This is a genomic window from Arenibacterium halophilum (assembly GCF_005938225.1).
In the GTDB taxonomy this organism is placed as follows: Bacteria; Pseudomonadota; Alphaproteobacteria; order Rhodobacterales; family Rhodobacteraceae; genus Arenibacterium; species Arenibacterium halophilum.
This window is the reverse complement of sequence record NZ_VCPC01000004.1, coordinates 368837-390344: the sequence shown is the minus strand read 5'-3', so window position 1 is coordinate 390344 and position 21508 is coordinate 368837. Positions and strand designations below refer to the sequence as shown.

General features: G+C 64.5%; 18 protein-coding genes. 7 read left to right on the top strand and 11 right to left on the bottom strand.

What is annotated here, in order from left to right:
• Window positions 1-29: 29 nt before the first annotated feature.
• Window positions 30-656, top strand: a complete 627-nt coding sequence (locus tag FGK64_RS18820) for a class I SAM-dependent DNA methyltransferase (protein WP_138865387.1) — start codon at window positions 30-32, stop codon at window positions 654-656.
• A gap of 3 nt (window positions 657-659) precedes the next feature.
• Here the strand turns inward: FGK64_RS18820 and FGK64_RS18815 are convergent, their stop codons facing one another.
• From FGK64_RS18815 to FGK64_RS18795, 5 genes are all read right to left on the bottom strand, one after another.
• Complete coding sequence (locus FGK64_RS18815; RefSeq protein WP_138865386.1) at window positions 660-1439, bottom strand: carnitinyl-CoA dehydratase; 780 nt, start codon at window positions 1437-1439, stop codon at window positions 660-662.
• Window positions 1439-3454: an acetate--CoA ligase family protein gene (locus FGK64_RS18810; RefSeq protein WP_138865385.1), complete on the bottom strand. Its 2016-nt coding sequence runs from the start codon at window positions 3452-3454 to the stop codon at window positions 1439-1441. The genes FGK64_RS18815 and FGK64_RS18810 overlap by 1 nt, the downstream gene beginning before the upstream one ends.
• A 114-nt stretch (window positions 3455-3568) precedes the next feature.
• Complete coding sequence (locus FGK64_RS18805; protein WP_138865384.1) at window positions 3569-4729, bottom strand: acyl-CoA dehydrogenase family protein; 1161 nt, start codon at window positions 4727-4729, stop codon at window positions 3569-3571.
• Between the two features lie 11 nt (window positions 4730-4740).
• Window positions 4741-5496: a class II aldolase and adducin N-terminal domain-containing protein gene (locus FGK64_RS18800; protein ID WP_138865383.1), complete on the bottom strand. Its 756-nt coding sequence runs from the start codon at window positions 5494-5496 to the stop codon at window positions 4741-4743.
• Window positions 5493-5936 carry a VOC family protein gene (locus FGK64_RS18795; protein ID WP_138865382.1) on the bottom strand — a complete coding sequence of 148 codons (444 nt, stop codon included), beginning with the start codon at window positions 5934-5936 and terminating at the stop codon, window positions 5493-5495. Before FGK64_RS18795 ends, FGK64_RS18800 begins: the two co-directional genes overlap by 4 nt.
• 114 nt (window positions 5937-6050) lie before the next feature.
• Between FGK64_RS18795 and ade the strand changes: the two genes are divergently transcribed.
• The 6 genes from ade (at window position 6051) to msrA (ending at window position 11806) form a co-directional block, all read left to right on the top strand.
• Window positions 6051-7853, top strand: a complete 1803-nt coding sequence (gene ade / locus FGK64_RS18790) for an adenine deaminase (protein WP_138865381.1) — start codon at window positions 6051-6053, stop codon at window positions 7851-7853.
• Complete coding sequence (locus tag FGK64_RS18785; RefSeq protein ID WP_138865380.1) at window positions 7850-9313, top strand: AMP nucleosidase; 1464 nt, start codon at window positions 7850-7852, stop codon at window positions 9311-9313. Before ade ends, FGK64_RS18785 begins: the two co-directional genes overlap by 4 nt.
• Window positions 9314-9452: 139 nt before the next feature.
• Window positions 9453-9740, top strand: coding sequence for an HU family DNA-binding protein (locus tag FGK64_RS18780; RefSeq protein WP_138865379.1), 288 nt, complete (start codon window positions 9453-9455; stop codon window positions 9738-9740).
• 121 nt (window positions 9741-9861) lie between these two features.
• Complete coding sequence (locus FGK64_RS18775; RefSeq protein WP_138865494.1) at window positions 9862-10761, top strand: DMT family transporter; 900 nt, start codon at window positions 9862-9864, stop codon at window positions 10759-10761.
• An 89-nt stretch (window positions 10762-10850) separates the two neighbouring features.
• Window positions 10851-11300, top strand: coding sequence for a peptide-methionine (R)-S-oxide reductase MsrB (gene msrB, locus FGK64_RS18770; RefSeq protein ID WP_138865378.1), 450 nt, complete (start codon window positions 10851-10853; stop codon window positions 11298-11300).
• On the top strand, window positions 11297-11806 hold the full coding sequence (msrA, locus tag FGK64_RS18765) for a peptide-methionine (S)-S-oxide reductase MsrA (protein WP_138865377.1): 510 nt from the start codon (window positions 11297-11299) through the stop codon (window positions 11804-11806). Before msrB ends, msrA begins: the two co-directional genes overlap by 4 nt.
• A gap of 3 nt (window positions 11807-11809) precedes the next feature.
• Here the strand turns inward: msrA and FGK64_RS18760 are convergent, their stop codons facing one another.
• The 6 genes from FGK64_RS18760 to FGK64_RS18735 all read right to left on the bottom strand — a co-directional run bounded on the left by FGK64_RS18760 (window position 11810) and on the right by FGK64_RS18735 (window position 21473).
• Window positions 11810-13807 (bottom strand): hydantoinase/oxoprolinase N-terminal domain-containing protein, encoded by a 1998-nt coding sequence (locus FGK64_RS18760; protein WP_138865376.1) that lies wholly within the window; start codon window positions 13805-13807, stop codon window positions 11810-11812.
• A gap of 2 nt (window positions 13808-13809) precedes the next feature.
• On the bottom strand, window positions 13810-14850 hold the full coding sequence (queG, locus tag FGK64_RS18755; protein ID WP_138865375.1) for a tRNA epoxyqueuosine(34) reductase QueG: 1041 nt from the start codon (window positions 14848-14850) through the stop codon (window positions 13810-13812).
• A gap of 72 nt (window positions 14851-14922) precedes the next feature.
• On the bottom strand, window positions 14923-15588 hold the full coding sequence (fzlA, locus tag FGK64_RS18750) for an FtsZ-binding protein FzlA (protein ID WP_138865374.1): 666 nt from the start codon (window positions 15586-15588) through the stop codon (window positions 14923-14925).
• A 55-nt stretch (window positions 15589-15643) separates the two neighbouring features.
• Entirely contained in the window at window positions 15644-16402 is a 759-nt protein-coding gene (gene mtgA / locus FGK64_RS18745) for a monofunctional biosynthetic peptidoglycan transglycosylase (RefSeq protein WP_138865373.1), read from the bottom strand.
• A 98-nt stretch (window positions 16403-16500) separates the two neighbouring features.
• Window positions 16501-21033 carry a glutamate synthase large subunit gene (gene gltB, locus FGK64_RS18740; RefSeq protein ID WP_138865372.1) on the bottom strand — a complete coding sequence of 1511 codons (4533 nt, stop codon included), beginning with the start codon at window positions 21031-21033 and terminating at the stop codon, window positions 16501-16503.
• A 2-nt stretch (window positions 21034-21035) separates the two neighbouring features.
• A complete protein-coding gene (locus tag FGK64_RS18735; protein WP_246057823.1) occupies window positions 21036-21473 on the bottom strand; it encodes a GFA family protein in 438 nt (145 codons plus the stop codon).
• Between the last annotated feature and the right edge of the window lie 35 nt (window positions 21474-21508).

The window sequence follows — 21508 nt, the reverse complement described above, 5'->3', positions numbered from 1 at the left end:
TCCTGGCCTCAGACGTCATGTTGTGGGGCATGAGCAAAACAGATTTGGAGGCGGCCTACGCGCTGCAAACCCCCGATGATTCCCGTCGCCTGTATGGCGATTGGGCAAAAGACTACGATTCGACCTTCGCCGCGAAGGAAGATTATGAACTGCACCTGCACACCGCCCGCGCCTTTGCTGAGGCCGGTGGGCAGGGCCCGGTTCTGGACGTGGGCGCAGGCACCGGCCTGTGCGGTCTGGCGCTGGCCGGGCACCGCGTAAAGCCGGTGGATGGCACCGATATCTCGGCCGAGATGCTGGAGGTCGCAAAAATCAAAGGCGTCTACCGCAAAACATTCGAGGCCGATCTGAACGTCGGCCTGCCGGTTGAGGGCGCGCCCTATGCGGGAGTCGTGTCGTCCGGCACGTTCACCACCGGTCACGTTGGCCCCGACGCGATTGAATCGCTGATGCCCGTGGCCCAGCCTGGCGCGATCTTTGCACTGTCAATCAAGGCCTCGCACTACGAATCGGCCGGGTTCGCGGCCAAGTTCGACGCGCTGTCCAAAGGCGCGATACGTGACCTGACCCTGACCGAGACGAAGATTTACGGCACCAAGGCGCAGGGCCACCACAAGGACGATACCGCGCTGATCGCGGTCTTCACCAAGATCTAGAGCTTACTTACCCTTCCACACCGGATCGCGCTTTTCGGCAAAGGCGCGCGCGCCCTCCAGCTGATCCTCGGACGCATACAGCGTATCGACGCTTGCCAGCTGCCGCCGCGTGATCCGGTTCATCGCATCCTGAAACTTGGCGTCTTCCGCGTCGCGCACGATCTCCTTGATCGCGGCGTAGACCAGCGGCGGACCCGAGGCGAGCAGGCGGGCAAGCTCCCACGCGCGATCCATCAGCTGATCCGCCGGGAGGATTTCGTTGACCAGCCCCCAACGATGCGCCTCTTCCGCGTCGAACCAGCGCCCGGTCAGTAGCAGCTCCATCGCGATGTGATAGGGGATGCGCTTGGGCAGCTTGACGCTGGCGGCATCGGCCACGGTGCCCGACCGGATTTCCGGCAAGGCAAAGGTGGCATGATCGGCAGCAAGGATCATATCGGCGCTTAGCGCCAGTTCCAGCCCACCGCCGCAAGCGATGCCGTTTATCGCGGCTATCACCGGCTTGTTCATGCCGCGCAGTTCCTGCAAGCCGCCAAAGCCGCCGACGCCGTAATCGCCATCCACCGCATCGCCATCGGCGGCAGCTTTCAAATCCCATCCAGGGCAAAAGAACTTGCTGCCACCTCCGGTCAGGATGGCCACGCGCAACTCGGGATCGTCGCGGAACCCGGCAAAGACCTCGCCCATGATCCGGCTGGTCACCAGATTGATCGCGTTGGCCTTTGGCCGGTCCAGCGTGACTTCCAGAATGGCGCCCTCGCGCCGGGTTTTCACAACATCCATCAGGGGGCCTTTCGGATCAGAGCATCCACCGCAACCGCCCGCGTGGGCGTGCATATCAGCGGATTGATTTCAACCTCGCAGAGCGTATCCGCGTGGTCGATGACATAGGAATGCAGCGCGTCAGCCGCGTCGAGTATCGCATCGACATGTGCGGCCGGGCGCCCGCGATAGCCCGCCAGCAAGGGGGCACAACGCAGACGCTGTATGGCCTCGCCAACCTGCGCGCGAGTACAGGGCAGCAGCAGGGACGCCGTATCGTCCAGCAGTTCCGTCAGAACACCACCCGCACCAACGGTCAGCAGGAAGCCGTGCGCCGGATCGCGTGTGACCCCGATCAGCAGTTCGGCCACACCATCGGCGACCATTTCCTCGACCAGAAAGCGCTGCCCGGGCATGTCGCGCGCCGCCGCTTCAACCGCGTCAGGCGCAAGGTTCAACCGCACGCCGCCCTGGTCGGATTTATGCGCCAGTCCCAGCGATTTCAGTGCCAGTTTTCCGCCAATGCCCCGCGCGACCTGCCCTGCAGCCTCAGCCGTGTCAGCCGTGCGCGCAGCCGGCACCGGCAGACCATAGGCAGCCAGCGCGGCTTTTGCCTCGGCCTCGGTAAGGGTTTTTCCTTCGCGCTCGGGTCCGGGCAACAACAGCGGGGTCGGGTCGGGTGCATTCGGCTGCGCAGCAGAGATCGCGGCCAACGCCTCTTCCATTCCGCAGAATGGGACAACGCCGCCTTGCATCAAGCGCTGTGCCGTGTCCGAAGGCATCAGCTCGGGCAGGCTGGCGACCACACCGAAAGGCCGCCCGGTCTGCGCCCGCACGACAAGTGCAGCGTCGGTGGCGCAGGCCCAGTCGGCTGCATCGGTATGCGGATAGTCGACAACCGAAAGGGTCATGTCGATTGCCGCGCCCGTCATCGCACCCCATGCCCGCGCCATCGCGGCGGTGTCGCGCCAGATATAGGTGTTGTAATCCAACGGGTTGGCCAGTGCGACCATGGGGCCAAGCGCGGCGCGCAAGCCGTCGGTCTGCTCTGGATCAAGGGGCGGAAATTTCAGATCGTGGGAGAGCGCCAGATCGGCGATCAGGCTGGCCTCGCCCCCGGAGCAACTGATCGAGGCGATACGATTCCCCGCTAGGCGTCCGTTGACGTGCAACAGCTTCAACGTTTCCAGGAAGTCCGAGAGGCTTCCTACCCGGGCAAAGCCGAAGCGTTCCAGCAAGGCGCCCGCGCCCGCATCGTTTCCGGCCAGAGAAGCGGTATGAGAGACCGTGGCCGCCTGCGCATGGCTTGACGCGCCGACCTTAAGCGCCACCACCGCAACCCCGCGCGCGGCCGCACGGGCGGCCAATGCCTCCCACTGGCGCAGATCGCCAAAGCCTTCGATATGCAGGCCAATCGCGGTGATCCGGCTGTCCTCCAACAGGAAATCGGCAATCTCGGCCTGCGTGGTCTGGGCCATGTTCCCACAGGTGACCATGCAGGCAATCGGCAGGCCCCTGCGCTGCATCGTCAGGTTGATCGCGATGTTCGAGGATTGCGTGAGGATAGCGACGCCGCGCTCGACCGGCGCCATGCCATGCTGATCGGGCCAGATCGCGACTCGGTCCAGCGCGTTGACGAAACCATAGCAATTGGGCCCCAGGATCGGCATGTCGCCCGCAGCTTGAACAAGCTGGGCCTGCAGGCCCGCGCCTTCGGCGTCTTCGCGCACCGCTTCACTGAAACCGGATGCAAAACAGACCGCCCCACCGGCATCGCCCGCAGCCAGAGCCTTTACGGTGTCAACTGTGCTGCGCCGGTTCACACCAATGAAGGCCGCGTCGACTGGCTGCGGAATCGCGTTGACGCAGGGCACCGATTGCAGACCGGCAATGACCTTGCCTGCCGGATGCACCGGGATGATGTCGCCCGAGAACCCCATCCGCCGCGCCGCGCCGATGATCGACGCGCACCAAGCGCCACCTCCGATGACGGCGATGGTTCGGGGATTGAACAGGCGGGACAGGTCGCGCGTCATGAGCGGGCCGTGGTGGGTGCGGACTGGTCGGGTTTGAGTATTTCGGCAAAGAAGAAGTCAGAGGTGGTGTCCTTGCTTCTTCTTTGCAGAAATACTCCTGCCGGAGGCATGAAACTAGGCTCCGAGCGGCCGCAGCAGATCGCGGCTGATGATGTGACGCTGGATTTCCGAAGTCCCGTCCCAGATGCGTTCAACGCGCGCGTCACGCCAGAACCGTTCCATCGGAAAATCGTCCATCAGGCCCATGCCGCCGTGAATCTGGATGGCCGCATCGGTGACGCGCGCCAGCATTTCGCTGGCGTAGAGCTTGGCCGATGCGATTTCACGGTTGGCGGGTAAGCCCTGATCCAGGCGGTTGGCAGCAGCAAGAGTCAGCAGATCGGCAGCGTCGATTTCAGTAATCATGTCGGCAAGCTGAAAGCTGACGCCCTGGAACTTGCCGATTTTCTGGCCGAATTGTTCGCGCTCGGCGGCGTAGCCCAGCGCGTGGTCGAACACCCGGCGCGCGCGGCCGACCGACATGGTGGCGACCGTGATTCGCGTGGCGTAGAGCCATGTGTTCATCACCTCGAATCCGCCGTCGACCGCGCCGAGCACCTGCGCATCGGGGAGGCGGCAGTCGTCGAATTCGAGGATCATGTTCTTGTAGCCGCGATGGCTGACAGAGCGGTATCCATCGCGGATGGTGAAGCCGGGCGTGCCGCGATCCACCAGAAAGGCAGTGATGCGTTTCTTGGGGCCCTTGTCTGTCATGTCTTCGCCCGTCGCGATGAAGACAATGACGAAATCGGCGTGGTCCGCGCCCGAGATAAAGTGCTTCGAGCCGTTCATCACCCAGTCGCCGCGGTCGCGCTTGGCCGAGCATGTCATACCGCGCACGTCGGACCCGGCGCCCGGTTCCGTCATCGCCAGCGCGTCCATCCTTTCACCCCGGACGGCGGGCATCAGATAGCGGTCGACCTGGTCGCCCTCGCAGGCCATCAGGATATTCTGGGGCCGCCCGAAGAAATGGTTCAGCGCCATCGAGCCGCGCCCGAGTTCGCGTTCGACCAGCGCGAAATCAAGATGGCATAGCCCTGCGCAGCCCACGCTTTCAGGAAAGTTGCAGGCATAGAACCCCAGTTCGATGGTCTTGCGTTTGATCTCCTCGGCGATCTCCTGCGGGACTTCTCCGGTCCGTTCGACCAGCGCCTCGTGCGGATAGATTTCCTTTTCAACGAAGGCGCGCACGGTGGCGGCGATCATCTCTTGCTCGTCAGTCAGGCCGTATTGCATCGTCGGCTCCCTCAGGCGGCGTAGTCGGCGCCTTCATGGTCAAGGATGCCTTTCAGTTCCGACAGGTGGCGATCGGCCTGTTCGGGGTAGTCCTCCAGCTCTTGCGCGGTCTTCTCGGCCACGTCGTCGGGCAGGATGCGCAGGGGCTGGCCGGTTTGCAGCGCGCGGATATAGGTTTCGGCCGCGCGTTCAAAGAAGTAGAGCCGGTTGAAGGTATCGGCCACGGTGTCGCCGATCACCATCACGCCGTGGTTGCCCATGATCATCACCTTCTTCTTGGGGTCGGCGAAAAGGGCGGCGCAGCGCTTGCCCTCTTCCTCGAAGGCCAGCCCGCCGTACCCGTCATCAATTACGTAGCGGTTGAAGAAGGTGGCGCAGTTCTGGTCGATCGGGGGCAGGCGCGAATCTGCAAGCGAGGCCAGAACCGTGGCGTGAATCGAATGCACATGCATGGCGCAGCGGGCGTGCGGCACCAGCCGGTGCAGCGTCGCGTGCAGGCCCCATGCGGTCGGGTCGGGGGCATCGGGGCCTTCCATCGCCTTGGGGTCGTTGGCATCCAGCTCCAGCAGTTCGGATGCCTTGATGCGCGAGAAATGCACCTGGTTGCGGTTCATCAGGAATTTGGTGCCGTCATCGTTCACCGCCAGAGAGAAATGGTTCGACACGCCTTCGTGCATGTCCAGGCGCGCGGTCCAGCGGAAGGCGGCGGCCAGATCGACGCGTTCCTGCCAGTGGTCCATGTTGGGGCGCAGGTTGGTCACGTTCATTTCGGGGGCTCCTTGAGGGGGTCAGTGGGGCGGCTTGGCACCCAGGCATATCCGTTGTCGCACAGGATATAGCATTCGCGCAGGCCATGAGGTTTGTCGGTGGGCGGTTGCAGGATCGTCGCGCCTGCGGCTTTTGCTGCTGCGGCAGCGGTGTCCGGGTCGCTGTCATACAGGCGGATTTCGATGCCCCCGCCGCGGGGCGGGGTTTCGGGCAGCAGCGCCAGCAGCGGGTTCGCGTGATATGTGCCATCGGCGTGAATCTGAAACACCTGATCGCCGTAGGAGGCAATGGCGAAATCCGCTGTCGGCTGGAAAATCTCCATCCCGAAGACAGCCCGCAGGAAGGCACATTGCGCAGGTACATCCCGCACCAGCAGGTTCAGCCCGATGCCTTTCAGCGATCGGCCGAAATCTTCCGGCGTGACGGTGCCATAGTCCATGGGCGCAGACTTGCCCAATCGGTGGGCCCGGCGCAAGCCCGTGCAACCATGTCGGTTTTGCGAAACCTGCGCGCGCAGGCTTGCGCCCGCGGCGCGAAACGGGACAATTGCCGCATGGATCATTCTGTCTTTCCCGCATGGCCCGACGTGGCCGCCCGGCTGATCGCCGTGGCGGCCGGGCGCGACACTGCCGATTGCGTCATCCGTGGTGGCCAATGGGTCAACGTTCACAGCCGCGAGGTGCTGACCGGCTACGACATCGCGATTGCCGAAGGGCGCATTGCCTGCGTCGTGCCCGATGCCGCCTATTGCACCGGGCCCGATACGCAGATCATCGACGCCGAGGGGCGGTACATGATCCCGGGGCTGTGCGATGCGCATATGCATATCGAGTCGGGCATGCTGACCCCGGCGGAATTCGCCCGCGCCGTGATCCCGCATGGCACCACCAGCATGTTCACCGACCCGCACGAGATTGCCAATGTTCTGGGGCTGGCGGGCGTGCGGATGATGCATGACGAGGCGCTTTTGCAGCCGATCAACATCTTCACCCAGATGCCGTCCTGCGCGCCCTCGGCGCCCGGCCTGGAAACCACGGGGATGGAGATCACCCCCGAGGATGTTGCCGAGGCGATGGGCTGGCCCGGCATCGTGGGGCTGGGCGAGATGATGAATTTCCCCGGCGTCGCCAATGCCGACCCCAAGATGCTGGCCGAAATCGCCGCGACCCAGCGCGCGGGCAAGACGGTGGGCGGCCATTACGCCGCGCCCGATCTGGGCCCGGCCTTTGCCGCCTATGTCGCGGGCGGTCCGGCGGACGATCACGAAGGCACCTGCGAGGCGGATGCCATCGCGCGGGTGCGGCAGGGGATGCGCTCGATGATGCGGCTGGGCTCGGCCTGGTACGATGTCGAACGGCAGATCACCGCGATCACCGAAAAGGGGCTGGATTCGCGCAATTTCATCCTGTGCACCGACGATTGCCATTCCGGCACGCTGGTGAACGACGGGCACATGAATCGCGTGGTGCGCCATGCCGTCGACTGCGGGGCCGATCCGCTAGTGGCTTTGCAGATGGCGACGATCAACACCGCCACCCATTTCGGGCTGGAGCGCGAGATCGGGTCGATCACGCCGGGGCGGCGGGCAGATGTGATCCTGACCTCGGACCTGAGTAAGCTGCCCATCGAGGTGGTGATTGCGCGCGGGCAGGTGGTGGCCCGCGACGGCGCCTGCCTTGTCGACTGCCCGCATTACGACTGGCCCGACAGCGCGCGGCAAACCGTACATCTGGGGCACGCGTTGCGCGCGGCGGATTTCGAGATTGCCGCGCCCGAGGGCGCCAATTCGGTCACGGCCAACGTGATCGGCGTGGTGGAAAACCAGGCCCCGACCAAGGCGCTGAAATGCGACATGCCGGTGATCGACGGTCTGGTCGAAGGCACGGAAGAGGTGTGCCAGATCGCGCTGGTCGAACGGCACCGGGCGACGGGCGGCGTGGTGAACGCGCTGGTCTCGGGCTTTGGCTACACCGGCCGGATGGCGATGGCCTCGACCGTGGCGCATGACAGCCACCACATGATCGTCGTCGGCACCGACCGCGACCAGATGGCGCTGGCCGCGAACCGTCTGGCCGAGGTGGGCGGCGGCATCACCCTGTTCCGCGATGGCGAAGAACAGGCGCTGGTGAAACTGCCCATCGCCGGTCTGATGTCGGACAGCCCCGCAGATCAGGTGGCCGCCAGCGCCGATGCGCTGATCGCCGCCATGGTCGAGTCCGGTTGCACCCTGAACAACGCCTACATGCAGCATTCGCTGCTGGCGCTGGTCGTCATCCCCGAGCTGCGGATTTCCGACCTCGGGCTGGTCGACGTGCGCACTTTCCATAAAATCGAGCTGCTGGATCCGCAGACATGAGCAAGATCGACACCCCCGACAGCTTCCGCGCCGAGAGCTTTGACGACGCCAAGGCGGCCGTCGACCGGCTGATCGAGTTGTACGACGAGGCGACCGATTTCCTGTGCTCGCGCTTTGCGCAGGTGTTGCAGGAAGGCGCGCCGGGCCATCGGCTGCGCGCCTTCTACCCCGAAATCCGGTTTACCACGACATCCTTCGCGCAGGTGGATTCACGCCTGAGCTTTGGCCATGTCACCACACCCGGCACCTATTCCACCACCGTCACCCGGCCTGACCTGTTTCGCGCCTACCTGACGCAGCAGATCGGGTTGCTGATCCGCAATCACGGCCAGCCGATCACCATCGGCCCGTCGCATACGCCGATCCCGATCCATTTCGCGGTTGCACGCCGCCCGGACCTTAGTGTGCCGCAACAAGGGGCATCAAATTTCACCCTGCGCGATGTGTTCGATGTGCCCGATCTGGCAACCACGAACGACGACATCGTGAATGGCACCTTCACCGTGTCGGACGGCGTTGGGCCGCTGTCGCTGTTCACCGCCCAGCGCGTGGATTATTCGCTGGCGCGACTGGCGCATTACACCGCCACCGATGCCGAGCATTTCCAGAACCACGTTCTGTTCACCAACTACCAGTTCTACGTCGCCGAATTCGAAGCCTATGCCCGCGCGATGCTGGCCGATCCCGACAGCGGCTATTCAAGCTTTGTCGCCACCGGCAACGTCGAAATCACCGACGCCGATACGGAGATCGAGCCGCCGCTGAAGCTGCCGCAGATGCCCACCTATCACCTGAAACGTGCAGACGGATCGGGGATCACGCTGGTCAACATCGGGGTCGGCCCGTCGAACGCGAAAACCGCGACCGACCATATCGCCGTGCTGCGCCCCCATGCCTGGCTGATGGTGGGCCACTGCGCCGGGCTGCGCAACACCCAGGCCTTGGGCGATTTCGTGCTGGCGCATGGCTATCTGCGCGAAGATCACGTGCTGGACGACGATCTGCCGGTCTGGACTCCAATCCCCGCGCTGGCCGAGATCCAGACCTCGCTGGAGCAGGCGGTGGCCGAGGTGACCGAACTGTCTGGGTACGAGCTGAAACGGATCATGCGCACCGGCACCGTCGCGACCATCGACAACCGCAACTGGGAGCTGCGCGACCAGTCCGGCCCGGTGCAGCGGCTTAGCCAGTCGCGCGCCATCGCGCTGGACATGGAAAGCGCCACGATTGCCGCCAACGGCTATCGGTTTCGCGTGCCCTATGGCACCCTTCTGTGCGTGTCAGACAAGCCTCTGCATGGCGAATTGAAGCTGCCCGGCATGGCGTCAGACTTCTACAACACGCAGGTTTCCCGCCATTTGAACATCGGAATCCGTGCCATGGAAATGTTGCGAACGATGCCACTGGAACGGCTTCACAGCAGAAAATTGCGCAGTTTTGACGAAACAGCCTTTCTTTAAAGGCGTTTTCAGGCGAAAAAGCGCGGAAAACAGGCTGTTTTGCACTTGGCAAACACCACAATTCGTTGTGTTCTCCCACCATATAACGCTAAAATGCGCGGACGAGGCCCAAATGCTCGGGCGCTAAAGGAGAAAAACAATGGCAAAAGCAATGACCAAGACCCAGCTCGTAGCAGCACTTGCAGAAGAGATGGGCACCGACAAGAAAGCCGCAGGCGCCGCGCTGGACGCCGTCTGCAACCTGATCACCAAGGAAGTGTCGGAAGGCGGCTCGGTCACCCTGCCCGGCGTCGGCAAAATCTACTGCCGCGAACGCCCCGAGCGCATGGTTCGCAACCCCGCCACCGGCGAGCAGTTCAAGAAAGACGCCGACAAGGTCGTGAAGATGACCATCGCCAAGGCGCTCAAGGACAGCGTGAACGGCTGATCTTGCATCCCCGAGGGATTTCGGAAAGGGTCGCCCCGAACGGGCGGCCCTTTTTCGTTGCCCGCGCAGACGAAAGACATCCATGACCCAAACAACCGACACCCGCCCCGCCGCCGCGCCCGTGGATACCGGCGCCATCCTGATGGGGCTGGTGTTTGCCTTCATGTGGTCCTCGGCCTTTACCTCGGCCCGGATCATCGTGGCCGATGCCTCGCCGCTGTTCTCGCTTGGCGCACGGTTCCTGATTTCCGGCCTGCTGGGCGTGGCGATTGCGCGGGCGATGGGGCAGACGTGGCGGCTTACGCCGAAGCAATGGTATGCGACCATCCTGTTCGGCGTCTGCCAGAACGCGCTGTATCTTGGTTTGAACTTCGTCGCCATGCAGACGGTCGAGGCCGGGCTGGCCGCGATCATCGCCTCGTCCATGCCGCTGCTGGTGGCGTTGGCAAGCTGGCTGATCTTTGGCGAAAAACTGCGCCCCCTTGGTATTCTGGGCCTGCTGGCGGGGTTCGCCGGCGTCGCGCTGATCATGGGCAGCCGCATCAGCGCAGGCGTCGATATCATGGGTATCGTGCTCTGCGGCATCGGCGTGCTGGCGCTGGCCTTTGCCACGCTGGCCGTGCGGGGGGCGACCTCGGGCGGGAATTTCATGATGATCGTCGGCTTGCAGATGCTGGTCGGCTCGGCCGTCTTGTTTGCCGCCACGCCGATCTTTGAAACCGTGCGGGTCGAACCGTCGTGGCCGTTGCTGGCGGCCTTTGCCTATACCACGCTGTTCCCCGGGCTGGCGGCGACCTTCATCTGGTTCCTGCTGCTGGACCGGATCGGCCCGACCCGCGCGGCAACGTTCCACTTTCTGAACCCGGTGTTTGGCGTGGCCATTGCCGCCGTCCTGCTGGGCGAGGCGCTGCGCGCGCTGGACGTGGTGGGTGTGCTGATCATCACCGCCGGAATCCTTGCCGTGCAGCTGTCGCGCCAACCGAACCGGCCAGCAAACACCAAGCCGCCCGTCAAACCCTGACGCCGCTCACAAAGGTTTGGGGCGCAAACGGGTTTGATTTCGCGCCCGGCGCCCCATCTACTGAAACAAGCCGACTCATGGAGGACACGATGGCCACCTATACCAAGGATCCGGACCGCATCAGCGCGCTGTCCGAAGAAGAATTCTATGTGACCCAGAACAGCGGCACCGAACGCCCCGGCACCGGCAAGCTGCTGTATAACAAGGAACCCGGCATCTATGTCGATATCGTGTCGGGCGAACCCCTGTTCGCCTCGGCCGACAAGTATGAATCCGGCTGCGGCTGGCCCAGCTTCACCAAGCCGCTGGTGACGGACCATGTGACCGAGATCGAAGATCGCAGCCTTGGCATGATCCGCACCGAGGTGCGGTCGAAACACGGCGACAGCCACCTTGGCCATGTCTTCCCCGACGGTCCGCGCGATCGGGGCGGGCTGCGGTATTGCATCAACTCGGCCTCGCTGCGGTTCATCCACCGCAACGATATGGAGGCCGAAGGCTATGGCGCCTACGTCGATCAGGTGGAGGATGTGGCATGAGCACTGAACGCGCAGTTCTGGCCGGGGGCTGTTTCTGGGGGATGCAGGAACTGATCCGCCACAAGCCCGGCGTGATCGACACCCGCGTTGGCTATACCGGCGGCGACGTGCCGAATGCCACCTATCGCAACCACGGCACCCACGCCGAGGGCATCGAGATCACCTTTGACCCGTCGGTCATCAGCTATCGGGACTTGCTTGAATTCTTCTTTCAGATCCACGACCCAAGCACGCTGAACCGGCAGGGCAACGACCGGGGGCTGTCCTATCGCTCGGCCATCTACTACGTCGACGAGGCGCAGAAAGCCACAGCCGAGGATACCATCGCCGATGTCAACGCCTCGGGCCTGTGGCCCGGCCGCGTGGTGACCGAGGTGGAGCCGGTCGGCGATTTCTGGGAGGCCGAGCCCGAGCATCAGGATTACCTGCAAAGGCTGCCGAACGGCTATACCTGCCACTTTGCGCGGCCCGACTGGGTTCTGCCGCGCCGCAACGCCGCCGAATAGCGCCTAGCTGGCCATGCGGGGCCGCCCGCTGGCCTCGACGGTAATCATCGCTTCGACAAACACCTCGCGGGCTTCGGTCCGCGCGGTGCGAATGTCACGGTCGGTGGTGAATTGCACCGCCTCTGCCCCGGCCGCCGCTGCACCCGCGTCGGCCCGCAAATGGCTCTCAAGCCGCGCCATCGCGTCTTCGGGGCTGGCGAAATCCTCGGGGCCCTCGGGCAGGTGCGCGCGGTATCGCCCCTCGGCCGGGCTGGTCACCGTGCCCGACCGGCGCACCGTCACCCGCCCCACCACCGCACCGATGGCATTCGCCACGCCCGCGTGTTCCGGCAGGATCATCCGACAGCCCAGCCTGTCGCCCACCGCCGGATACCACGCCGGAGCCGAGGCCCCCAACCCCACCACGTCGCGGTTCAGCCGCAGGTCCACCGCCACGATCCCGCGATGCCCGTCCAGCCCAGCCCGCACCAGCGGATGCCGCGCCAGCACATCGGGCGGCGCGCCGAAATCGCCGGTTTCCTCGACAAAGGCCGCTTCCAGCAGCGCATGCACCGTCTGCTCGGTCATTTGGTTTACAATAAGTTCCGCCAGCGCAGGCGCATCCGGTGCCAGCCGCTCGCCGCTGCCCACCCGCCGCCGCACCATCAGCGCCAGCGCCTTGGCCGAGGCCTCGGCATCCCAGCTGTCCAACCGCCCCAGCACATGCAGCGCATCCGACGGCGTGACCCCGGCCAGCTGCACCAGCCCGCGATCCACCAGCCGCCCCAGCGCGCCATGATCCATCCGCGTGCGCAGCAACGCCTGCAACGGCATGACACCCGCGCCCAACCGATCCAACAGATCGCGTTCGCGCGGCGCCAGCCCCGCTTGAGAGACCCCCGGCAAGGCACGCGCAAACCGCGCGTCCAGCTCTCCGGGCACCGTCGCCCGCAGCTGCGCATCCAAGGCGCCATGCACCACTTCCGACGCTTCCGCCGCGATCAGCGCCACAGGGATCACCCGGCGCGGCCCAAGCCGCACGCCACCGCCCAGGCCCTCGGTCACGACATGCACCTGGCTGTCACCGCCCAGCCCGGTGGTGCGCATCGCCACGGCCTCGACCATAGTCCGATGCCCGCCAACCGAAGCACCCGCCGGATCCAACGCCGGACGCCCGTCGCGCAGCAGCGCCACGTCGGTGGTGGTGCCACCGATGTCCGACACCAGCGCATCCTGCGCTCCGGTCAGCCAGCGCGCCCCCACGATCGACGCCGCCGGCCCGCTCAGGATGGTCTCGATCGGACGCAGCCGCGCCTGTTCGGCGGCCATCAGCGCGCCATCGCCCCGCACCACCATCAGCGGCGCATGAATCCCCATGTCGTGCAACCGATCCTGCGCCCGCCCGATCAGCGCGTCGATCATCCCCAACAGCCGCGCGTTTAACACGGCGGTCAACGCCCGCTTCGGCCCGTTCAGCCGCGCCGACAGCTGGTGCGAACAGGTCACCGGCGCGCCGGTGCGCGCGCCAATCGCCTCGGCCACGGCCAGCTCATGCGCGGGGTTGCGGGTGGCGAATTGCCCCGCCACGGCAAAGGCGCTGACCTGATCGCCGACCTGCTCCAGGAAGGCGCCCAGCGCCGCCATATCCAGCGGCGCGGCCTCGCCCCCGCCATGGTCATGCCCGCCGCCGATGCAGACCGCCGGATCGCCGCGCAACACCTCGGTCAGCCCGTGGCGCTCCAGGTCGCCCTCGCGAAACCCGACATAAATCAGCCCGACGCGCCCGCCCTGCCCCTCGACCAAGGCGTTCGTCGCCAGGGTGGTCGAGAGCGAGGCCAGCGCAATCTCGCCCGGCTGCACCCCGGCCTGCTCCAAAACCCGCGACACGGCGGCGCCCACGCCAATCGCCAGGTCCTGCCGAGTCGTCAGGGCCTTGGCGCTGGCCAGCACCTCGGTCTCATCGCGCAGCAACACCGCATCGGTATAGGTCCCGCCCGTGTCCACGCCCAACAGGATCGCCATCCCTATACCTCCGCCAATCGTTCCGCAGCCCAGCGCGCCGCATCCGCAACCGTCGGGTCCGCATCATCCACCAAACCCTGCGCCACCGCGCGCAACGCGGTACGACCCGAATTGCCGATGGCATACAGCACATTCCGCACGAACCGGTTCCGCCCGATCCGCTTGATGGGCGAGCCGGAAAACATCGCCCGAAATGCCGCATCTTCCAGGACAGCCAGTTCAGCCAGCTCCGGCGCCACCAGATCGGGCCGCGCGGTATAGCGCATATCGCTCGCCGCCACGGCGAACTTGTTCCACGGGCAGACGGCCAGACAATCGTCGCAGCCGTAAATCCGGTTGCCCATCAGCGCCCGCAATTCGGGATCAACCGGCCCGTGATGCTCGATCGTCAGGTAAGAAATGCACCGCCGCGCATCCAGCTGATAAGGTGCGGGAAAGGCGTCTGTCGGGCACACATCCAGACAGGCTCGGCACGATCCGCAATGGTCCACCTCGGGCGCATCCACCGGTAATTCCAGCGTGGTAAAGATCGATCCCAGAAACGCCCAGTTGCCCCAATCGCGGCTCAACAGGTTGGTATGCTTGCCCTGCCAACCCAGCCCCGCCGCCTGCCCCAACGGCTTCTCCGGGACCGGCGCGGTATCCACGAACACCTTCACCTCGGCCCCGCCCGCCGCGTCGATCAGCCAGCGCGCCAGCCGCTTCAACCGCTTCTTCACCAGGTCATGATAGTCGCGGTTCTGCGCATAGACCGAAATCGCCCCACGCTCCGACCGCTCCAACACCGCACGCGGGTCCACCTCGGGCGTATAACTCTCGGCCAGCATGATGACCGAGCGCGCCTCGGGCCACAGCGCGGCCGGATCGCCGCGCCAATGGCTGCGCTCGGCCATCCAACCCATCTGACCATGGCGCCCAAGCTCAAGAAACTCGGCCAGCCGCCCGGCCACCTCGGGCACATCGCCGGGACGACACACCCGGCAGGCCACGAACCCCTCGTCGCGGGCCTGCGCCACCAGCCGCGCCTTCAGATCCGCGCCCATGGTTCATCATTCCACAAATACTCTCGGGGGGACTCGCCAAAGGCGAGGGGGGGCCAAGGCCCCCCGCCACGCTCAGAAATCAAGATCGGCATAATGCGGAGGAGGCCGGAACCCCGGGATCTGATCGGCCAGGATCGACCGGAACGCCGGACGCGACTTGATCTTGGCGTACCAGTCCTTCACCGCCTGGCTGCGGTTCCAATCCACGTCCGAGATGTAGTCCAAAGAAGACAGATGCGCGGCTGCGGCGAAATCGGCCAGCGTCATGGAATCCCCGGCCAGCCAGCGGCGATGATCCAGCAGCCAGGTCATGTAATCCAGGTGATACTTGATCGCCTTGGCGCCGTCCTTCACGTTGCGACTGTCAGGATAGCCGCGCCCGGTGACCTTCTTGTTCACCCGCTCATACAGCAGTTTCGAGGTCACCTCGTGGTGGAACTTGTCATCGAACCAGCCCACCAGACGGCGCACCTCGAACCGGCCCTCGGGATCGGTGGGCATCAGCGGCGGTTCGGGGCGGGTTTCCTCGATGTATTCACAAATCGCGGCGCTCTCGGCCAGCATCTTCCCGTCCAGCCGCAGCACCGGCACCTTGGCCGCCGGGTTGCGCCGCAGGAAATCTGCATCGGCTTCCCAGTATCGTTCCTCGACCAGTTCAACCTCTATCCTCTTTTCCGCAAGGCTCAGTCGGACCTTGCGGCAGAACGGCGAGAGGGGAACGTGAAACAGGCGGGCCATGATGATCCGTGGTTGTGGTGAACAGGCTCAGGTGTGCCGTGTCATGGGGAAAGATTCAATCCTCGAAACACGCGGCCCGCCCATCTGCGCGAATGGTGGCCGCCCCGTCACGAATGCCAGCCGCCCGTTTCTTTAGCCATGACGTGGGCCGCGAAGCCGAGCGATCTTTCGGGTCGGGCAGCACAGCGGCAATGGCGGCGGCTTGCTGCGCGCTCAGCTTGTCGGGTGAGACGTTGAAATAATGCCGCGCGGCCGCGTCGATGCCGAACACGCCCTCCCCCATCTCGGCCACGTTCAGATAAACCTCGATGATCCGCCGCTTGGGCCATATTGCCTCGACAGCCGGGGTGATCGCTGCCTCCAGCGCCTTGCGGATCCAGCTGCGCCCCTGCCACAGGAACACGTTCTTCACAACCTGCTGGCTGATCGTCGAGCCACCCCGGTTGCCGCCATCTTCCAGCGCCTTGCGAATGGCGACCACGTCGAATCCCCAGTGCAGGCAGTAATTCGCATCTTCCGCCGCCACAACAGACCGCGCCACCACCGGAGCCACATCTTCAATCGGCACCCAGTCACGCTCGACCTTCCCGATCCGGCGATATTCGGACCAGATCGTATGGGTCAGCGGCGGATTGACGAACCGGTACAGCACCACCAGCGCCAGGATGACAACGATCAGGATCGTCGTGCCCCGAAGCACCCAGAACCCCGCCCAACGAAACGGATGAAACCCGCGATGGCGCAACGCCTCGCGGGTCGTATCGCCCGAGCTTTTCCGTTTACTGCTGCTGCGCTTGCCTGCCGGTCTTGCCATGGGTGCATCCTATCGCAGGTGCGCAACGGTGCCACTTGCAAAATCGGTCATTCGGCCCCGGTGCGAAGATCGCATCGGGGCCAGCCGATTTTCCTGCGCTACTCCGCGGGGATCGCGCCTTGTTCAAGGCTCAGCGGTGCGGCCAAGTGGATCAGCATTTCCTTCGGGCAAACCTGAAGGAAGTTCTGCTTTTCCAGATCCCAGTGCTGAAGAATATCGGCCGCGCGACGGCTGCCGGTTTCCTTCAGATGCCGCTCGATCAGGTCTTCCAGCTGCAGTTCCCAATGGGGCACTGTCACCGGGCAGGTGACCAGCGTTTCCATGTTCATCAGGGTGCGCGCCTTGCCCTCGGGATCGTACAGATACGCCATCCCGCCGGTCATGCCCGCGCCAAAGTTGGCACCGATCTCGCCCAGGATGACGGCAACACCGCCGGTCATATATTCGCACCCGTTGCTGCCGCAGCCCTCGATCACCACCTTCGCGCCCGAGTTGCGCACCGCGAAGCGCTCTCCGGCGCGACCGGCCGCGAACAGGTACCCATCGGTGGCCCCATACAGCACGGTGTTGCCGATGATGGTGTTGTCCGAGGCGACCAGCGGGCTTGCCATCGGCGGACGCACCACGATGGTACCGCCCGACAGGCCCTTGCCGACGTAATCGTTGGCATCGCCCGACACTTCCAGCTTCAGCCCCGGGGCCGCGAAGGCACCCAGCGACTGCCCTGCCGAACCCTGCAGCTTCACCGTCAGGTGATCGGCCTGGAAGGCGTTGCGCATGCCGAAGTTGCGCACAATATGGCTCGACGTGCGGGTGCCGACGGTGCGGTGCGTGTTCTGCACCGCATAGGACAGCTGCATCTTTTCGCCGTCCTTCAGGAAACGCGCGGCGTCGCGGACGATTTCGGCGTCCAGGGTGTCGGGCACCTCGTTGCGGGGCTTGTCGCGATTGTACTTGATCTTGGACGCGCCATCGACGGTGATCAGCAGCGGGTTCAGGTCAAGATCATCCAGATGCGCCGAACCACGGCTGACCTGCGCCAGCAGATCGGCGCGGCCGATCACCTCGTCCAGCGTCCGGGCGCCGATGGCGGCCAGCAGCTCGCGCACTTCCTGCGCGTAGAAGGTGATCAGGTTCACGACCTTGTCGGCGTTGCCGGTGAACTTGCCACGCAGCGCTTCGTCTTGCGTACAGACGCCCACGGGGCAGGTGTTCGACTGGCACTGGCGCACCATGATACAGCCCATCGCGATCAGCGCGGCGGTGCCGATGCCGAACTCTTCGGCCCCCATCATCGCCGCCATCACGATGTCCCGGCCCGTGCGCAAACCGCCATCGGTGCGCAACGTCACGCGATCGCGCAGCTTGTTCATCGCCAGCACCTGATGCGCCTCGGTCAGGCCCATTTCCCACGGCAGACCGGCGTATTTGATCGAGGTCGCAGGCGACGCGCCCGTGCCACCGTTGTGACCCGAGATCAGGATGATGTCGGCCTTGGCCTTGGCGACCCCGGCGGCAATCGTGCCCACGCCCGAGGACGCGACCAGTTTCACCGTCACCTTGCAGCGCGGGTTGATCTGTTTCAGGTCATAGATCAGCTGGGCCAGATCCTCGATACTGTAGATATCGTGGTGCGGCGGCGGCGAAATCAGCGTCACGCCCTTGGTCGAATGGCGCAGCCGCGCAATCAGGTCGGTGACCTTCATGCCCGGAAGCTGACCACCTTCGCCCGGCTTCGCGCCCTGTGCGACCTTGATCTCAAGCTCTTCGCACTGGTTCAGGTATTCCGCCGTCACGCCAAAGCGGCCCGAGGCAACCTGCTTGATCTTCGCACTCGGGTTGTCGCCGTTGGGCTCGGGCACGAAATGCGCCGGATCCTCGCCGCCCTCGCCGCTGTCGGACTTGGCTCCGATGCGGTTCATGGCGACGTTCAGCGTTTTATGCGCCTCGGGCGACAGCGCGCCCAGCGACATGCCCGGCGTCACGAACCGCTTGCGGATCGAGGTGATCGATTCCACCTCTTCGATCGGCACGGGCTTGCCCAGCGGCTTGATGTCCAGCAGGTCGCGCAGATGCGTTGGCGGGTTGCTTTGCATCTTCTTCGAATACTGCTTCCAAAGCTCGAAAGACGCCTTGTTGCAGGCCATCTGCAGCATGTGCATGCTGGTCGCTTCCCAGGCGTGGGTCTCGCCGCTGGCGCGCGCCTTGTAGAAGCCGCCGATCGGCAGCACAGCGGCGTCATTGGCCCATGCGCGGGCGTGCACCTCTTCCGCCTTGCGCTGGATGCCCGATACACCGATTCCGCTGATGCGGCTGGTCATGCCGGGGAAATACTCGGCGCACATCGCGCGGCTCAGGCCCACGGCCTCGAAGTTCAGGCCGCCACGATAGGACGACACCACCGAAATGCCCATCTTGGCCATGATCTTCAGCAGACCCTGATCGACCGCATCGCGATAGCGCGACACCGCTTCGGTCAGCGGGCCGTCCAGCAGGCCGCGTTCGATGCGGTCGGCAATGGAATCCTCGGCCAGGTAGGCGTTGACCACCGTCGCACCGCAGCCGATCAGCACCGCGAAATAATGCGGGTCGATACATTCGGCCGAACGCACGACCAGCGAACAGAAGGTGCGCAGCCCGTTGCGGATCAGGTGGCTGTGGATCGCGCTGGTTGCCAAGATCATCGGCATCGCGACCTTGCCGGGGCCGGAGTGCTGATCGGTCAGCACGATATGCCCCGCGCCCGAGCGCACGGCGTCTTCCGCCTCGGATCGGATGCGCGCCAGCGCGGCGTGCAAGGCACGCTCGCCGGGGGCAAAGGTACAGTCAATCTCGATCATCGGAGCGTTGAACTGTTCGATCACCTTGTCGAACTGCGCATTCGCCACGAAGGGGCTTTCCAGCACCACGATTTCGGTCTGGCTGCTGTCTTCGTCCAGCACGTTCTTGAGGTTGCCGAACCGCGTCTTGAGGCTCATCACGCGGAATTCGCGCAAGGAGTCGATCGGCGGGTTTGTCACCTGGCTGAAGTTCTGGCGGAAGAAATGGCTCAGCGGGCGATACTGTTTCGACAACACCGCACTGGGCGTGTCGTCGCCCATGCTGGCCAGCGCCTCTTTGCCGTCTTCGGCCATGGGCGACAGGATCTGCTCCAGCTCTTCCAGCGAATAGCCTGCCGCGATCTGACGCTTGCGCAGATCGTTGCCAGTGAACAGGGCCTTTTCCTGCACACCCGCCAGAACCTCGTCGGCATCGTTGATCTTGCCGACCCAATCGCCGAACGGCTGGCTTGCGGCCAGTTGATCCTTGATTTCGGTGTCGTGGAACAGCTGGCCGTTTTTCATGTCGACGGCGATCATCTGCCCGGGGCCAAGCGCGCCCTTTTCGACGATCCGCGCCTCGTCCACCGGGACCATCCCCGCTTCGGAGCCCGCAATCAGCAGCCCGTCGCCGGTGACGACATAGCGCATCGGGCGCAGACCATTCCGGTCAAGCCCGGCGCAGACCCAGCGGCCATCGGTCATCGCCAGGGCGGCGGGGCCGTCCCACGGTTCCATCACCGAGTTGCAGTAGGAATACATGTCGCGCCACGCCTGCGGCAGCTCGACCGCCTGCTTGGACCAGGATTCCGGCACCAGCATGGTTTTCGCCATCGGCGCGTTGCGCCCGGCACGCACCAGCACCTCGAACACCGCATCCAGCGCGGCCGAGTCGGACGATCCACCCGCGATGATCGGCTTGATGTCATCAGCCATGTCGCCAAAGGTGCCGCTTGCCATGCGGATCTCGTGGCTTTTCATCCAGTTGGTGTTGCCCTTCAGCGTGTTGATTTCGCCGTTATGGGCCAACATGCGGAACGGCTGGGCCAGCCACCACTGCGGGAAGGTGTTGGTGGAATAGCGTTGGTGATAGATCGCAAACGCGGATTCGAACCGCTCGTCCATCAGATCGGGATAGAAGACGGCGACCTGCTCGGCCAGCATCATGCCCTTGTAGATGATGCTGCGGCACGACAGCGACGCCAGATACAGCTCGTTGATCCCGGCGCTGGCGGCGGCCTTCTCGATCCGGCGGCGGATCACGTACAGTTCGCGCTCGAAGGTTTCCTCGTCCACGCCCTTGGCGTTGGAAATCAGGATCTGTTCAATCTCGGGGCGCGTCGCGTTGGCCTTTTCGCCAAGGCACGACGTATCCACCGGCACATGGCGCCAGCCATAGATATAATAGCCCATGCGCAGAACTTCGGTTTCCACGATGGTCCGGCAGGTTTCCTGCGCGCCGAAATCCGTGCGCGGCAGGAACACCTGCCCCACGGCGATCAGCTCGGTCTTGCGGGGCTTGTGGCCCGTGCGCTCGATCTGGTCATAGAAGAAGGGCACCGGAATTTCGACGTGGATGCCCGCGCCGTCACCCGTCATGCCATCGGCGTCCACCGCGCCGCGATGCCAGATCGCTTTCAGCGCCTTGATCCCGGATTCGACAACCTTGCGGCTTTTCTTGCCATCGACCGACACGACAAGGCCCACACCGCAGGACGAATGCTCGGTCTCTTCGGTGTACAGGCTGTTCTCGGCCATCCACTTGCGCTTCGCCTCTTCGGCGCGTGCCCATGCGTCATCATAGGTTGTCATCTTCATTCCCCTTCTTCCGAGATGCCGAAGCGCGCCAGCGTTTCGGCGCGGGTCAGCCGCGTCCTGTCACCGGCGAATGTGTAGGCTGCCGGTTTGTGGTCGATAAAAATTTCGCTCGTGAAGTCCAGACCAGAGGCATCGTCCAGAATGCCGATCGGGATTTCATAGTTTGCCGCATGCGGGCCATCGGTCACATGGTAATACAACCCGGTGCCGCAGCGCTGGCACCACGCGCGCTCTGCCCAGTCCGAGCTTTGCAGCGTGCGGATGTGCGGCTCGCCCTGCCAGGTGACCGAGGACACCGGAACCGACACGCCCAGAAAGGCAGAGCCCGCCCAGCGGCGGCACATCTCGCAATGGCAGGCGCCAAACGTCGCGGGCACGTCGGTTGCGGTGAACCGCACCGCGCCACACATGCAACCGCCTGTTCGCTCGCTCATCGGGTCTCTCCTGTCTGGCGAAGGGGTTTGCCCCC

Excerpts from the sequence above, each read along its gene's own strand:
- FGK64_RS18820 (WP_138865387.1), top strand. The coding sequence starts at position 30 with ATGAGCAAAACAGATTTGGAGGCGGCCTACGCGCTGCAAACCCCCGAT.
- FGK64_RS18780 (WP_138865379.1), top strand. The coding sequence starts at position 9,453 with ATGGCAAAAGCAATGACCAAGACCCAGCTCGTAGCAGCACTTGCAGAA.
- FGK64_RS18785 (WP_138865380.1), top strand. The coding sequence starts at position 7,850 with ATGAGCAAGATCGACACCCCCGACAGCTTCCGCGCCGAGAGCTTTGAC.
- FGK64_RS18735 (WP_246057823.1), bottom strand. The coding sequence starts at position 21,473 with ATGAGCGAGCGAACAGGCGGTTGCATGTGTGGCGCGGTGCGGTTCACC.
- gltB (WP_138865372.1), bottom strand. The coding sequence starts at position 21,033 with ATGACAACCTATGATGACGCATGGGCACGCGCCGAAGAGGCGAAGCGC.
- FGK64_RS18795 (WP_138865382.1), bottom strand. The coding sequence starts at position 5,936 with ATGGACTATGGCACCGTCACGCCGGAAGATTTCGGCCGATCGCTGAAA.
- ade (WP_138865381.1), top strand. The coding sequence starts at position 6,051 with ATGGATCATTCTGTCTTTCCCGCATGGCCCGACGTGGCCGCCCGGCTG.
- FGK64_RS18810 (WP_138865385.1), bottom strand. The coding sequence starts at position 3,454 with ATGACGCGCGACCTGTCCCGCCTGTTCAATCCCCGAACCATCGCCGTC.
- FGK64_RS18815 (WP_138865386.1), bottom strand. The coding sequence starts at position 1,439 with ATGGATGTTGTGAAAACCCGGCGCGAGGGCGCCATTCTGGAAGTCACG.
- msrB (WP_138865378.1), top strand. The coding sequence starts at position 10,851 with ATGGCCACCTATACCAAGGATCCGGACCGCATCAGCGCGCTGTCCGAA.
- msrA (WP_138865377.1), top strand. The coding sequence starts at position 11,297 with ATGAGCACTGAACGCGCAGTTCTGGCCGGGGGCTGTTTCTGGGGGATG.
- FGK64_RS18805 (WP_138865384.1), bottom strand. The coding sequence starts at position 4,729 with ATGCAATACGGCCTGACTGACGAGCAAGAGATGATCGCCGCCACCGTG.
- FGK64_RS18800 (WP_138865383.1), bottom strand. The coding sequence starts at position 5,496 with ATGAACGTGACCAACCTGCGCCCCAACATGGACCACTGGCAGGAACGC.
- fzlA (WP_138865374.1), bottom strand. The coding sequence starts at position 15,588 with ATGGCCCGCCTGTTTCACGTTCCCCTCTCGCCGTTCTGCCGCAAGGTC.
- mtgA (WP_138865373.1), bottom strand. The coding sequence starts at position 16,402 with ATGGCAAGACCGGCAGGCAAGCGCAGCAGCAGTAAACGGAAAAGCTCG.
- FGK64_RS18760 (WP_138865376.1), bottom strand. The coding sequence starts at position 13,807 with ATGGCGATCCTGTTGGGCGTGGACACGGGCGGGACCTATACCGATGCG.
- queG (WP_138865375.1), bottom strand. The coding sequence starts at position 14,850 with ATGGGCGCGGATCTGAAGGCGCGGCTGGTGGCGCAGGCCCGCGACGAG.